This window comes from Vibrio sp. THAF190c, from assembly GCF_009363355.1.
Classification (GTDB): Bacteria; Pseudomonadota; Gammaproteobacteria; order Enterobacterales; family Vibrionaceae; genus Vibrio; species Vibrio fortis_A.
This window is the reverse complement of the sequence record NZ_CP045339.1, coordinates 1,374,110-1,388,223: the sequence shown is the minus strand read 5'-3', so window position 1 is coordinate 1,388,223 and position 14,114 is coordinate 1,374,110. Positions and strand designations below refer to the sequence as shown.

Annotated in this window: 15 protein-coding genes; 6 read left to right on the top strand and 9 right to left on the bottom strand. The window is 43.3% G+C overall.

The features are described from left to right. Positions 1 to 63 precede the first annotated feature (63 nt). The 3 genes from FIV04_RS21255 to FIV04_RS21245 all read right to left on the bottom strand — a co-directional run bounded on the left by FIV04_RS21255 (position 64) and on the right by FIV04_RS21245 (position 2,001). Positions 64 to 1,008, bottom strand: a complete 945-nt coding sequence (locus FIV04_RS21255; RefSeq protein WP_152470437.1) for an RDD family protein — start codon at positions 1,006 to 1,008, stop codon at positions 64 to 66. A gap of 170 nt (positions 1,009 to 1,178) precedes the next feature. Beyond that, positions 1,179 to 1,646, bottom strand: coding sequence for a GNAT family N-acetyltransferase (locus FIV04_RS21250; RefSeq protein WP_152470436.1), 468 nt, complete (start codon positions 1,644 to 1,646; stop codon positions 1,179 to 1,181). 49 nt (positions 1,647 to 1,695) lie between these two features. Next, complete coding sequence (locus tag FIV04_RS21245) at positions 1,696 to 2,001, bottom strand: NIPSNAP family protein (protein ID WP_152470686.1); 306 nt, start codon at positions 1,999 to 2,001, stop codon at positions 1,696 to 1,698. Positions 2,002 to 2,276: 275 nt separating this feature from the next. On the opposite strand from FIV04_RS21245, the gene FIV04_RS21240 reads away from it, so the two are divergent. Further along, entirely contained in the window at positions 2,277 to 2,675 is a 399-nt protein-coding gene (locus tag FIV04_RS21240) for a hypothetical protein (protein ID WP_152470435.1), read from the top strand. A 42-nt stretch (positions 2,676 to 2,717) separates the two neighbouring features. Here the strand turns inward: FIV04_RS21240 and FIV04_RS21235 are convergent, their stop codons facing one another. The 5 genes from FIV04_RS21235 to FIV04_RS21215 form a co-directional block, all read right to left on the bottom strand. After that, complete coding sequence (locus tag FIV04_RS21235) at positions 2,718 to 3,179, bottom strand: GNAT family N-acetyltransferase (protein WP_152470434.1); 462 nt, start codon at positions 3,177 to 3,179, stop codon at positions 2,718 to 2,720. Between the two features lie 112 nt (positions 3,180 to 3,291). Then, on the bottom strand, positions 3,292 to 3,687 hold the full coding sequence (locus tag FIV04_RS21230; protein ID WP_152470433.1) for a carboxymuconolactone decarboxylase family protein: 396 nt from the start codon (positions 3,685 to 3,687) through the stop codon (positions 3,292 to 3,294). A gap of 59 nt (positions 3,688 to 3,746) precedes the next feature. Next, the gene (locus FIV04_RS21225) at positions 3,747 to 4,103 is read right to left on the bottom strand and encodes a MerR family transcriptional regulator (protein WP_152470432.1); all 357 of its coding nucleotides are present in this window, start codon (positions 4,101 to 4,103) and stop codon (positions 3,747 to 3,749) included. Positions 4,104 to 4,162: 59 nt separating this feature from the next. After that, complete coding sequence (locus tag FIV04_RS21220) at positions 4,163 to 4,345, bottom strand: hypothetical protein (protein WP_152470431.1); 183 nt, start codon at positions 4,343 to 4,345, stop codon at positions 4,163 to 4,165. 28 nt (positions 4,346 to 4,373) lie between these two features. After that, entirely contained in the window at positions 4,374 to 4,988 is a 615-nt protein-coding gene (locus FIV04_RS21215) for a LysE family translocator (protein ID WP_152470430.1), read from the bottom strand. 309 nt (positions 4,989 to 5,297) lie between these two features. Here FIV04_RS21215 and FIV04_RS21210 point away from each other — a divergent pair, with 309 nt between their 5' ends. The 5 genes from FIV04_RS21210 to FIV04_RS21190 are packed head-to-tail and all read left to right on the top strand — an operon-like array spanning position 5,298 to position 12,941. Further along, positions 5,298 to 6,665 carry a TolC family protein gene (locus FIV04_RS21210; RefSeq protein WP_253895462.1) on the top strand — a complete coding sequence of 456 codons (1,368 nt, stop codon included), beginning with the start codon at positions 5,298 to 5,300 and terminating at the stop codon, positions 6,663 to 6,665. A gap of 2 nt (positions 6,666 to 6,667) precedes the next feature. After that, complete coding sequence (locus tag FIV04_RS21205; RefSeq protein ID WP_152470429.1) at positions 6,668 to 7,825, top strand: efflux RND transporter periplasmic adaptor subunit; 1,158 nt, start codon at positions 6,668 to 6,670, stop codon at positions 7,823 to 7,825. After that, positions 7,818 to 10,973, top strand: coding sequence for an efflux RND transporter permease subunit (locus FIV04_RS21200; RefSeq protein ID WP_152470428.1), 3,156 nt, complete (start codon positions 7,818 to 7,820; stop codon positions 10,971 to 10,973). The genes FIV04_RS21205 and FIV04_RS21200 overlap by 8 nt, the downstream gene beginning before the upstream one ends. Then, on the top strand, positions 10,963 to 11,649 hold the full coding sequence (locus FIV04_RS21195; protein ID WP_152470427.1) for a response regulator transcription factor: 687 nt from the start codon (positions 10,963 to 10,965) through the stop codon (positions 11,647 to 11,649). The genes FIV04_RS21200 and FIV04_RS21195 overlap by 11 nt, the downstream gene beginning before the upstream one ends. Beyond that, positions 11,646 to 12,941 (top strand): HAMP domain-containing sensor histidine kinase, encoded by a 1,296-nt coding sequence (locus FIV04_RS21190; protein WP_152470426.1) that lies wholly within the window; start codon positions 11,646 to 11,648, stop codon positions 12,939 to 12,941. Before FIV04_RS21195 ends, FIV04_RS21190 begins: the two co-directional genes overlap by 4 nt. A gap of 38 nt (positions 12,942 to 12,979) precedes the next feature. On the opposite strand, the gene FIV04_RS21185 is transcribed toward FIV04_RS21190, so the two are convergent. Next, on the bottom strand, positions 12,980 to 13,942 hold the full coding sequence (locus FIV04_RS21185) for a DUF2860 domain-containing protein (protein ID WP_152470425.1): 963 nt from the start codon (positions 13,940 to 13,942) through the stop codon (positions 12,980 to 12,982). Positions 13,943 to 14,114: the final 172 nt, after the last annotated feature.

The following is a 14,114-nucleotide window of genomic DNA, read 5'->3' as shown; positions in this document are numbered from 1 at the left end:
TTCGATGACAGAACCTAAAAAATCACAAACAGTACTTGTAGTACGCGGCCCTACGAAGCATTACTACTCCTTGGGGTTAAAGCGATATGTTTTGCTATTCCAATTAGACCAAATGCCAATATCGTAGCCATAGGAAAGAGTCACATTCAATACATCCTTTTCGACAGATTCTGGATAGCTAAAAACCACCTCTTGCGCAATTGCTTGAGCTATAGACTCATTGAGAACATCGTCTTCTACCAGAGTTACGCTCACATCTACGTACGTTGTAGTTCTAGAGCCTGTTTCTGAAGAGCTGAAATGACGCGTCCCAGACGCAACATAAGATGATGAAACAACATCAAAGTCATCCAAAATCTCTTGCGTAACAGTTAAACGATCCACAGTCTCCTCTTCAGAGAAAAATGCAGGGACCACTGTCAATAACGAAGCCAACGTAACAATAATGATTAAGTGTCCTTTCCACACTTTCGTCGGGGTTACGGCGGGTGCACTATTTAGATTAACTACGAATGACCCAACGATGACGTCATGCAAAGTCTGACGCGTCACTTTATTGAACATATAAAGGTAAACTGTCCCAAAGAACACAGCTATTACGAGAAACGAGACAATCGTATCAGTAAAAGGCAGCATCATCTCACTACTGGCCGTTACACTCCCAAGATAGTAAGGAATTGAGAAAATACAGTATCTCGCTAATGATCTTGGAAAGCTCAGTGTTTTGTTGTTGGCATCAACAACCTTTATGTTGGTAGCATTCTTACCTAAGGTTTGTCCGCCCATTAACGAACTGTTAAAAATACTGAAGTAAGAGATAGATACAAGCGCGCCAACAGCCCAAGCAAGATCGCCGAGTTGAATGAACTGTTGTTCAAAAAAACTACTTAGGACGAACCCTACTCCACCGAGAATTAACGAATCGATGATAAGTGCGAAGATTCGTATGCCAAAGTTGCAAACCCATGGTTTCCCGTCGATTATCCTGCTTTCTTGACTCATTTCCATTTTGTATAACTCAAGCCTGTTTTATAATTTCAAAGTTGCGATTACAACAACACCTCCCAGAAAGCGTCAATCTAAGTCTTTAAAATTAGTGACTTAAAGCAGAATTTATACTCTATTTAATAGTGTGTATTACTAAATATGTTGAAGACTATTCGTGTTTTAATCCTTAGCTAGAACCGTGCACGCATAATATGTTGCGGGCCCGCAGCGCCTCCGAGATACAGCTCATCGGTCTTTTCAAAACCACCCTTTTCATAACAAGCAATCGCACCAGGGTTCTTCAGGTTTACGGTTAAATAGATGAACTCAAATGAGGAATAGTGCTCTTTTAGATACGGAAACAGAGCCTTTACCGCGAGTGTACCAAGCCCTTTACCTTGTTGATTCTTATCTAACGCGAACGCTCTTAATCCTATACCAGACTCTGGGCAAAACTCGTAACTTTCGCAATAGGCAATATCTAACTTAAAAAATCCGACAACTTCATTATCTAGCTTAATAATATGTAGGTGAGTCGTCTCACTACCATCTTGTAAAAACTCTTCAGCCGTCGCTGCAAACTTAACCTGTTCTTCAGCTAATTTGACCTTCTTTACCGGCTCAATTTGAGCTTCAGTGAGTCGTTCGATAGTGACCATATATGCCTAATTCCTATGTCAATCGTGAATGTATGAGCTCTAATATCTGTTATTTCAGAACTGGACGGAAGAAGCTGCGTTCATAGCTGATGATGCAATCCGCCTTATCGGCAAAAGCAAAAGCCTCAATACACTCAGGATCGTTTAAAGATTTGATTCGATAATCTTCGTAAGCCGTCAAACTCTCAAAGGTGAATAGTGCCAACGCAATATTGTTCGCCCCCTCAGAAGGCAAGAAGTAACCATTATGTTGACCACCAAACTTCTCCACCAGCGGTATCCACATCTTGGCATACTCTTCGAACTCTTTTACTTTCTTTGGATCTATCACATAGCGAACATAACAAGTGATCATACGCATTCAGTTCTTTCGTTGCGTTTATTGAATAGCTCAGACTAACCCAAGTGGTATCAGAACTCTAATCCGAGTTAAAAAATGTCGGCTCACTGTCGGCCGCATACTCCCCACAGCATCAGCAATAGTTTTCTCTTAAGCGTGTCTCATCAAACCCATGAAATGCCTTGTTACACACACCATCAAAAATCCACGAAATAAAACTCGAAACCAGTAGGTCTGCTTTGGGGAGTAATTCATCGCATTGCACCGTAAAGTGCATTAAAAGGAAAATCATGGAAAAGAAACTTCAAACGAAATTGGCTACTAGTTTACTGCTTCTAAGAATTGGTATTTTTATCGTATTTCTGTTTTGGGGCTTGGATAAAATCCTTGTTCCTGAACACGCGGTAAAGGTGCTGTCTGGCTTTTATGGGATTGATATATCTGTTGGCATGATGATAATTCTCGGCATCGCACAGCTAGCATTTCTGGGCGCATTTATCGCAGGTCTGTGGAAGAAATACACTTATGGTGCCATTTTAGTCCTTCATGCAGGGTCAACGTTCTCATCTTTTGGTAAGTATATGGACCCGTTCAATAACTTACTGTTTTTCGCTTCATGGCCTATGCTCGCAGCTTGTATCGCACTATTTTTGCTGCGTGATTACGACACGTTTAGTGTTTCTAAATAACACAAAGGGCGTCACTACGACGCCCTACTTTTAATCGCTAGTTTATCGAACTAAAACCATTTGCGGGAAACCACTTTTGGCAATTTCGTAAACTTCGAAACCGAACTTCTCATACAAAGCAATGGCTGAAGTATTCATAGGGTGAACACCAAGCCTCAAACCGCAATCCGTAGAATCTAACAACTTACGCACTAAAGCTGAAGCGACACCTTGACCACGATACTGAGGATGAACAGCAATTGCGATTTCTGGATAATCTGCGTACTTCTTGGTCTGACTGGATTTGTAGCGAAGCTGAATAATACCCATTGGTTGATTTGTTGATGATATTGCAAAGAAACCTAGATCCCCTCTCTTCCCCCAGTCTTCATAGTACTCTTTGATGTGAGGAAGCTCTAAGACCTCTGGTTTATGAACGGGCTCCTCATCGGGTGTCCATAACGCGACTAGAAGAAGCTCTTTCTGGAGAGCAATATCTATACCTTTAACAATTTCAAAGTGCAAAATTCACCTCCTTTGTCATTCCTCACATCGATATACAGTGCGACTATTTAACCTAAACCATTAGCCCCAAAACAACAAACCCACACCGACAAAAAATGCCAAGTATTGTGCATCAGTTATCTATTAATCGATTATTAGAACGTTCGGTTAGAACCTCTTTAAACGCAAACATGCCATTCAAAGCCGCTGGGAAACCGGCGTACACTGACATCTGAAGGATAACCTCTTTGATCTCTTCTTCACTGCACCCCACATTGAGTGCCGCATTCAAATGTACTTTTAACTGGGGAGCGCAATTACCTAGGGCTGTTAATGCAGCAACTGTCGCGATTTCGCGGGATTTCAGATCAAGTCTTTCACGTGCGTATATATCACCAAATGGGTACTCAATCGTATATTTGGCTAAGTCAGGGCAAATATCTTGCAAGCTTTCGATAACATTCTGCCCCGCTTCTCCATCAATCTTGGTCAGTAGCTCTAGACCTTTATCAAAACGTGATGTTTCCATGGTTGTTCTCCTATTGGTTCTAATAAGAGAAAAGCTTACAAGTTAGAGTTGACTCTAAGTCAACCAACTTTGTTGTTTTTATAAAGGTCGATTTTGTTTTCTAGTGCAGTAAGGTGTGACTGTTGTTGCTCAATATGAGCCTTGAGATTCTGCTGATGTTTCTCCAGCAAAGCTTGGCGCTGCTGCAGCGTACTTGCTCCTTGTTCTCTCAAACTCGCGTATTCCAGAATCTCTTCAAGTGGCATAGCGGTCTCTTTTAGACGCACCACAAACTCGATCCACTTTTGATCCTTCGATGTATAAGCACGATGCCCACTAGAGGTTCGTTGAACATTTTTCAGCAAACCGATTTTCTCGTAGTACCGTAACGTATGAGCAGACAAACCCACCAAGTTAGAAAACTCTTTAATATTCATCGTACTTCTTCCTAGCAGGCTTAACTCTTTGAACGTAAATCACACAGGTTTAACGTAAATCACACGGGTTCGATGACGAGGTTTACATCTGGACTAGTCGAGGAAAACACCACATCAGCTCCTTCACTTGATTCCAGTGTGAATTCAGCGCCAGACTCTACATGAAAGCTCAATTTAGCTTGGTCCAATTGAACCGTGATTTCGCCTGATTCAGGACTTACATTCTTAAATGTCTTTTTCATTTCAAACTCCTTGTGAATAGTAGATAGATTATTGGCGACTGATTAACAGATTTGCTCCCGACAGTGCCAAAAACGAAGCACATGCCTTGTTAAATCGTTTGGCCATTTTCGGCTTGGTGAACCACTGTCTCAGATAAATACCGAATATGGCGTAAAGAGATATTGCGCCTAATTCCAAGATTAGGAATGTGAGCCCAAGAATCAAAAACTGCTCGTTTACATTGGTCGACACATCGACAAACTGAGGAAGAAATGCAGTAAAGATAAGAATTGCTTTCGGGTTACCGGCTGCCAGTAAAAACTCTTGTTTGGCTAAACCTAAACGGCTCTGCACAGTATCGATATCGGATATAGGGCTTGCTTCAGAACGCCAGAGATTAAAGGCAATCCACAACAGGTAGCCAGCACCTACAACTTTAATGGTGAGAAACAGCGTTTGAGATGCATACAAAACCACAGCTAACCCTGAAGCCGCCAACCCAATCATGACGGCAAACGCCGCAATTCGACCGAGACCAGCCATAAAGGCAGACTTAAAGCCATAACAACGCGCATTATTCATCGACAGCAAATTATTCGGGCCAGGCGTCATATTCAGAGCAAAACACGTAGGGATAAAAAATAGTAACTTCCAGATTTCCACTACTTTTCCTTAATGATCTTCACGCCTGTTAAAGCGATCGCTGAAAACAATTCAATCAAAAACAAAGAGTAACAAGTTTCATAAGACACGCATTAGCCATTGTTCGTATTTGTTGGTTTCTTCAAATTTATAAAATCAAATAATGAATAAATAGAATGAGACCTTGACCTTTATAGTCTTAGAACTTGAACAAAGATTGACCGAAAAAAGTCGATTGATTAACAACTTAACCGCACAAGTAGTTCAATTTCACCTCCAATTTACTTCTCACACGTTATATCTACCCCATTGATACCGGAGTTAGATACGATGTTAATAAAAATGAGCCCTCTTGGATTGACGACACTTTGCAGTCTGGCTTTCATGTCAGGCTGTTCCTCGTTAAACCCACCTAGCCACTCTGAGGGTAACCTAAACCCTCTTGTTCCCACTCAATGGGACAACGCCCAACCTTATGTTAACTCCGACTTTTCAACCCAGCTTTTAGAGCTGGTGAATAACGATGAGTTATCAGCGCTAGTGCTCGAGACGTTAGAGAGCAACTACGACCTAAGACAAACAGCCTTGCGATTGCAGCAGGCTGACTTACTCGCTTCACAAAGCAGTAATTACCTTCAACCTAGTCTGTCCACCAGCTACCAAGCGTCACATGACAAAAGCCCGACAATCAATAACAACCATAAACTCTCCTTGGATTTAAGCTGGGAATTGGACGTTTGGGGTAGGCTTGCCGACAAGTCTAGCGCAGCATCATCAAGAGCACAGAACGCGCAGCTAGATTATCTTTATGCTAGGAACTCTCTTGCAGCAAGAGTGATTCAGGCCTGGCTTGATATTCAATACCGAGCCGAAATCATTAATGTTGAAAAACAATGGATAGTAAGCCTTTTAGATACCGAAGAGGTAATTACATCTCAAGTGCTCGACGGCTCTAAAGAACACGCAGACCTTGATACAGCAAGAGCAGCAACTGAAAGAGTGAAAGCAGGGTTAGTTTCTCGACAGCAGCAACAGCTTGCCGCGATCCGAGATCTAAACGCACTGCGAGGTAATATCAGTAAAGACCATCAAATTTCATCCCATTCTTTACCAACCGTCCCTACACCGATATTGAAATTACCGGGTGAGATGGTGGGCTCTCGACCAGATTTACTGGCTGCCTATCAGACCTTGTTGGCCGCAGATGCAGAGACATCGGTAGCTTACAAAGAACTGTTACCCAAAATCACCTTAAGCGCTTCATTGTATCGCTCAGGGGAGTCACCGAACGCGTTAAGCCAGAACCCATCACTTTGGAATTTAGTGGGAGGGATTACGGCTCCCATTTTTAATCAAAATTCAATCGAAACTAACGCCAAAGTCACAGCACTAAAGGCACAAGAGTCCTTCATCAATTACGAAAAAAAGCTTGTCTCTGCGATCACTGAGGTGAGTACCGCACTCGATAAGGAGTACTACTTAACACTCCAAGAGCAGCACTATAAAGATGCCAAAGAATATTCGAATTCCAGTATGAAAAATTACGAAAGCCTATATCAAGAAGGGGCCAGTGACATCATTGCGTTACTGGTTGCTAAGCAATCGGTCTATCAGTCAACCATCCAGCTTTTGCAAACTCAACAAGCTCGTTTCTCGAATAGAGTCTCGTTGGGTCTGGCACTTGGTATGGGAGTGTAAAGATGAAATTCGCAAAGAAAAGTACCCTCTGGATCTCCCTTTGTGGCGTTCTCTCATTGCCTTTAAGCGTTTACTACGTGTTGGGGTCGCAGCCTGACGACTTTAGCGATACACTCGTTCAACAGATAGAAAATGAGGTGAAAGTCACCACAGTCACCCTCACGGCCGGCACTCACACTCCCACCATAAGAACCTTTGGCAACGTCACCTCTGACGAACAGCTGTCGCTAATTGGACAGGTCTCTGGCGAAGTGACCTGGAAGTCTCCAAACTTTAAAGTTGGGCACCTTGTGAAACAAGGGGATGTATTACTAAAGATTGAAGACACAACATATCGAGTTGCACTTGCAAACGCTAAGAAGGTGCTCGCTGAAGCACATCTCGCGCTACTTCAAGAGCAAAGAAAACAGAGCCGCGCTCTAAAAGAGTGGAAGAAATCTGGTATTAACCAAGAGCCGAACCCTCTTGTGTTACGCGAACCTCAACTTGAGATCGCGAGAGCAAATCACATCGCAGCAAAAGAAGCCGTCGAAGAAGCTAGCGTTAACTTAGCGCGCACCCAAGTCATCACGCCATTTGATGCAGTTGTCAGCGAAGCCGCGATAACAAAAGGAAGCTATATTTCGACCGGTTCAACGCTAGGCCGGATACAATCAACGGAGTTTGCGGAAATCCAAGTTTCCTTATCAGAGAACGAATGGACTCAACTACCTTCTGAGCTGGAATCAACCAAGGTTCTGATGCGATCTCAAAGCAACCATGCTCATACTTGGTCGGCTCGAGCAATGCAACTGTCAGAGCTTGTCGATCCGATAACAAGAATGAGAACACTGACACTTAGGGTTAAGTCTCCGCTAACACAATCCCCCGCACTGCTTTTCGGCAGCTTTGTTGCCGTCGAAATCAAAGGGAAACCGTACCAAAACAGCTTTGTAATCTCATCATCGTCACTCACTGCCGACGGTGCGCTCTGGTATGTGAAAAATGGCGAGCTCAAGCACTTTCAACCCAATCTTATTTTCAGTTCAACCGACAGCATTGGCATAGAAAAAGGCTCAATGGAAACAGACATAGCGCTGGTTTTAAAACCTCTATCTCAGTTTGTAGACGGAATGAAAGTCGCGTCAGTGGTACACCTGCCGGAGCCAAACAATGAATAATAATACTCAAGCCAAAGGCGTGATCGCTTGGTTTGCTTGTAACCCCGTCGCTGCCAACCTATTAATGATCTTAATCCTTGTCGCCGGTGCCTTTTCGGTTTACCACGCGAGGATCGAGAGTTTCCCGAGCATTCCACCAACATCTATCACCGTTAGTGTAAGTTATGACAGTGGCTCTGCCAGTTCAGCGGAAGAAGGAATCGCTCTGAAAATCGAAAACGCCCTGCAAGGCGTGGAAGGTATCAAGAGCCTATCGAGCACCTCTACGGGTGATGATGTGACCGTCACCATAACAAAACTGAGTAATTATACACTGGATGCTCTCTATCAAGACGTGAAAACAAAGGTTGATTCGATCAGTGATCTCCCCTCTAGCGCGAAAAAACCGGTAATAACCCGCCAACTCGAGCTTGAAGATGTTATTTCAATCAACCTGTATGGCGATATCGACCAAGGCACCATCCAAAACTACACCGATGACCTAAGGTTGAAACTTCTGGCTTCACCCAAAATACAGAAGGTTGACTATATAGGTAGAAGAGATGAAGAAATCGTCATCGAAGTTGATGAAGGTAAACTAATCGAGCACCAGTTAACCTTAGAAGCAATCGCCAATCATATTGCTGCAGAGTCGCTAAACCAAACCGGAGGCCAGCTCAAAAGCACTCAAGGCACACTCATCTTGAAAGCGGAGCAGCAAAAATACAGCGCTCACCAATACGCCAACCTGCCAATCAAACACATGACCAATGGTCGTGTGTTACTGCTATCAGACATAGCAGAAGTGAAAGAACAGTATGCAGATAATAATGCGCGTACATACTATGAAGGCCACGCTTCTACAGGTTTGACGGTTAAAATGTATGGCAAGTCAAACATCAATGATGTTGCACGTACCGTACGTGATATAACGAATACCTACCAAGCCACACTTCCACCCGATATCCAAATCACCCTTTGGAACGATCAAAGTGAGCCGATCAAAAGTCGCCTATCGCTGCTGCTTGATAACAGCTTACAAGGCATCTTTTTAGTGATTCTGCTGCTTGCACTGTTTCTCAACATTCGCGTCGCATTTTGGGTTGGAATTGGCCTACCTGTTACCTTTAGCGGAGCCATGGTGCTCATGGGAGATTCGTTTTGGGGACTCACACTCAATGAACTCACCACCTTCGGTTTTATTATGGCACTTGGCATTGTGGTCGATGATGCAGTAGTCATTGGCGAAAGTATCTACGAACATAGAGAGAAACATGGCCCAAGCTTGCAATCGACAATTGCTGGCGCACAAAAAGTCGCCACACCCACGACGTTTGGTGTGTTAACGACAATGGTGGCATTTATGTCGATGAGCCTGATTGAGGGAGAACTCGGTAAGATATTCGCACAATTTGCCCTTGCTGCGGCTTTCTGTCTCTTCTTCTCATTAGTAGAGTCAAAGCTGATACTGCCAGCCCACCTAGCACATGTACGTATGGATTCACGAGCTAAATCCGGACTGCCTCTGCTGTGGAATAAGCTTCAGCAACGAGTGCTTTCAATGCTGAGATATTTCACTTTTCATATCTACAAACCTTGTTTGAAAAAGGTCTTAGATTATCGATATGCCGTGGTGTGCGTTTTCCTTTCGCTATTTGTTCTGATTGCAGGCACTTTGGTAACAGGCAAACTGAAAACCGTATTTTTCCCCGAAATATCAACCGACAACATTACGATCGATCTGGCTTTTCAAGAAGATACTGGCTTCGGCCTAGTGCTATCAGAAACAGCTAAAGTCGAATCGATTGCCAATCAATTAAGCCAACAATTAACGGAAGAGTTTGGGTTGTTAAACGCCCCAATCCAAAGTGTACTCACCGATGTATCGGAGCAAAGTGCGCAGCTTATCATCGGGCTTTCTAGCAACGATGAAAGACCCTTTTCAGGAGCTTATGTTGCTAAAGAATGGCAATCCTTAGTTCCAACGCTCGAAGGGATCGAGAGCGCGATCTTCGCAGCGGATATGATTACAGACAAAGCAATAAGCATTGAATTACGCAGCAAAGATAAAGAGACAATAGAGCAAGCAGGACGCACTCTCACCAACTATCTGAGCAACATAGATGGAGTATTTAGCATTAAAGGAACACTTTCACAAGCGCAGACTCAAATAGATATCAATGTAAACCCATTGGGGCAGTCTCTTGGTTTAACCACATCGAACCTACTTCAACAGCTAAATTTCGCTTATCAAGGATATGAAGTACAGAGCTTTCAAAAAGGTGAACATGAGGTAAAAGTTAAAATTCAATACCCAGAAGAGAGGCGCAAATCCATCGCGGACCTTAACTACGCAAAAATCCGACTGAGCGATGGTAAGGTTGTCCCTCTTACTTCTGTGGCAGATATCTCCACCCGTTATGTTTCCAAAAATATTAAGCGTATCGATGGCGAGCGAGTGAATGTGATCACTGCTGACGTAGATAAAGAAACAACGTCTCCTGATCTAGTATTCTCGAGGCTTGAGAACACTGTGTTTAAAGAGCTGGAAGACAACTATCGCAACCTTCAGATAGTCATCTCAGGCCAGCAGAAAGAGCAGGAGGAGATTTCCAACTCTTTTTACAGCGTGTTCACCATTGCTCTCATCGGGATCTATGCACTGCTTGCCATCCCATTGAAGTCATACTTTCAGCCCGTTTTGATCATGTGTACCATTCCATTTGGTATTATCGGCGCGCTGCTTGGACATTTGATTCAAGGAATACCAATGAGTATTTTGTCGCTGTTTGGAATGCTCGCACTGACAGGAGTTGTGGTTAACGACAGCCTGCTACTAATTTCTCGTTTCAATACAATGCGAGCGGAAAACTTTGATAGTCGCCAAGCCATCATTGAAGCAGGAACCGGCAGACTAAGAGCTATCATACTTACCTCTGCAACCACTTATTTTGGCTTGGTTCCCCTACTCTCTGAGACCTCTCCTCAGTCTCAGTTCCTTATTCCCGCAGCAACGTCTATGGGTTACGGGATATTATTTGCGACGGCCATAACCCTTATTTTGGTACCTGCACTAGTCATGATCCAAGAAGACGCGAAACAAATTGGAAGTAAACTGATGATTTATCTATTTAACAATGGCCAAGAGGCGCAACAACATGAAATCTGAACCTTTGATTAGTGTTCTATTAGTTGAAGACGATAAAGACCTAGCCGCCTCGGTCGCTGAGTATTTACAGTATGAGAACATACACTGCGATCATGCCTACAACGGATTAGGTGGTTACACGCTCGCGAATCAAAACTATTACGATGTGATACTGCTTGATCTAATGCTGCCTAAAATTGATGGCCTAACCGTATGTCAAAAGCTCCGAGAAGAAGGTTCAGACACGCCAATCCTGATGCTAACGGCAAAAGACACCTTGGAAGATAAAGAAGCTGGCTTTCATTCCGGTACCGATGACTATCTGGTTAAACCCTTTGCCATGAAAGAGCTCGCCTTGAGAATTAAAGCCCTTTCCAAACGCAGAAGTGCGCAATCCAAGAAGCTAGTCGTGGGTGACCTCATCTACGACTTGCAGACCCAACAAGTAACTCGCGAATCACAGCATATTGAGCTCAACCGACTGAACCTAAAACTGTTACAGCTTCTCATGCGCCGCAGCCCGAATATCGTATCCCGCGAAGAGATAGAACAATATCTGTGGCCAGACGATAGCCCAGAAAGTAACAACCTAAAAGTCCAGCTATACCAACTGAGACAGAAGATAGACAAGCCCTACTCGTTCAACATGATAGAAACCAAAATCGGTCAAGGCATACGAATTAAGAGCGAAGTATGAAATTAAAACGCGCGATCTCTTTAAGAAGACACTTAACTTATTTTTTCCTGACGATTTCAATCATCAGTGCTTTCCTATTTGGTGAGCTTCTTATTCGATACTTTGAGTATGGAATCGAAGACTCGGTGAAAATGAGAATGCTGACCGAATGGCGAGCTTATTCCGAAGCCTACGAAAAGGACAACACACTACCTCTTCCAAGTTCGTATGTGGTGTCGTTCCACTATGACAACTTACCTCCAATGATCGTCAACGACTTCAATGTTTTTGAGAACATAGAGATGGAAAATGAAGAGTTCAAAGTGATCGATGTCGATGAAGTCTTGGATAATAATATCGAAGATGACATCACGGTTGGCATCTATAAATTTGAGAAGCCCAATGGCCGCGCAGTCTATGCAGTCGTAAAATACGACTATCGACTCATTAGCGATACAATCGATGTTTGGTTCGACAGTCGCTTCAACATTATCTTGCTCATAGCTTCTGCCTACGTTTTTATCATTCTTGCAGCACTCTCTTTTTTCAGCTACAAAATAGGCAAAAGAACAGAACAACTGGTCGACTGGGCAGGCAAGGTATCAAACGATCTCACTTCAAACCCAGTACCCAACTTCAAGTTCGATGAATACAATCGTGTCGCGTTGTTTCTAGAAAAGGCATTGCGACGAAATGCAAGGCTAGCTGAAAGGGAAAAGCGTTTCTTATCTCATGCCAGCCATGAACTTCGCACACCCATTGCCATTGTTCGAGCCAATATGGAGATCCTGGAACGCGTTGATTTACCCAGTAACTCGATGAGATCGATCCAACGAATTGATAGAGCAAGCAAAAACATGCAGCAAATCGTAGAGACAATGCTATGGCTAGCTCGAAAGAGCAACATGGCGCCTGCAGTAAAAAAGGTATCCATCCCATCTATGCTAGATAACGTGATAGAGAGTTCGATGTACTTAATCAACGCCGACGACGTCTCTATTACTCAAGATTACGCGCATGCCCCAACCGTTCCCTTGCCTAAAGGCCCTTTTGAAATCGTTATTGGAAATTTGGTTCGGAATGCCTTTCAGTACACCTACATCGGGCAGATAAGCATTCGATACGAGGACAACTGTATTGTCGTTGAGAACTATAATTCACAAGAGATTGGTAGCCAATTTGATGACGGCTTTGGCCTTGGACAAGACCTGAATGGAAAAATATGCACCAAACTTGGCTGGCAGCTAGAGACAGATGAGTCACAAGGTCGTTTCATCGCGAAATTACACTTGCCCCTAGTAGATATGCAATAAAATTAAGGATTGGAACGAACCAATCCTTAAAGCGCATGTTAAAAATGATAGCTTAAACCGACACCGACAAAGTAGCCGCTCGTGTCATAAAACGAGATGTTGGAATCATTATTTGAGTAGCCAGCTAAAGCATTAAAGCCCCAATCTTCCCAACCTGGAATGCCTTGGTATTCATAACCAAGGTTAAAGCTATAGCCATTATCTTCTCGCGTCTTTCCAAATACAGGGTTCGACGCGTCATATGAAGTCACGGAATAGTCGCCATTCAGCGATAAGCCATGGTCACCAAATCTTTTAAGATAGGTTAGCGACCCAGAATAACGCGAAAAGGAAACAGCTTTACCATCAGCTAAATGTCTTTGATAAGAAAACGAGGGCTCAATAAAAGTGGAACTGCTAAGAGGTATGCCCATACCGAAACTCGCATAGTAACCTTTTGCGTCTCGATTAAGTTCTTTTGTAGGAACAGCTAAGAATTCACCCGACTTTTCATTCTTAATATCCTGCTGATAGTAAGCAAAATCACCAGTCAAAGGTAGGTTCAAAAAACCGTCAAGCTGAATTCGGAAAGTATCACCTGAGATATCCGTCTTCTTTCGTGGAGAGTTGGCAATGAATGGGTCTTCCCAAACTTCTCCATTCGCAATCGTAGGTAAATATGAGAAAGCCACCGAGGATTCATCGCCATATTCAACCATATATCCAACTTCCAATGCGAAAATACCTTCAATGATATCTCCTCTGGAAGTACCAAGGAAAACTTGCTGATCGTTCTCTTGGCCAAATGTGTATCTTAATTGCCCTAAAGGCGCAAACACTGCACTCGACTCCGTTTCACCCTTGCTATTAAGGCTACCTTTCCTCGTCTTGTCTGAGTCGCTCGTTTCACTTCCGTAACCAACCAGTAGGCTCACTTCCCCTTCAAACCCACCTCGGCCAAGTTCAGCGAAGGCGTTAGTGCTCAAAAGAAGCCCGAGAGGCAATAACATACGATAATTCATTGATGTATCTCCTTTTTAATACTCAGACTATTCTCCATACCTATAGGTAAACCAGAGGTGAAATCGACAGGGGAGCTTGATGAATAAAGGAGATAACAATAAAAGGTTGAACGAACATCGATAGACATAGACATGTGATGCTCGCAAAGCAATTTTCAAAAGTTGATATAGA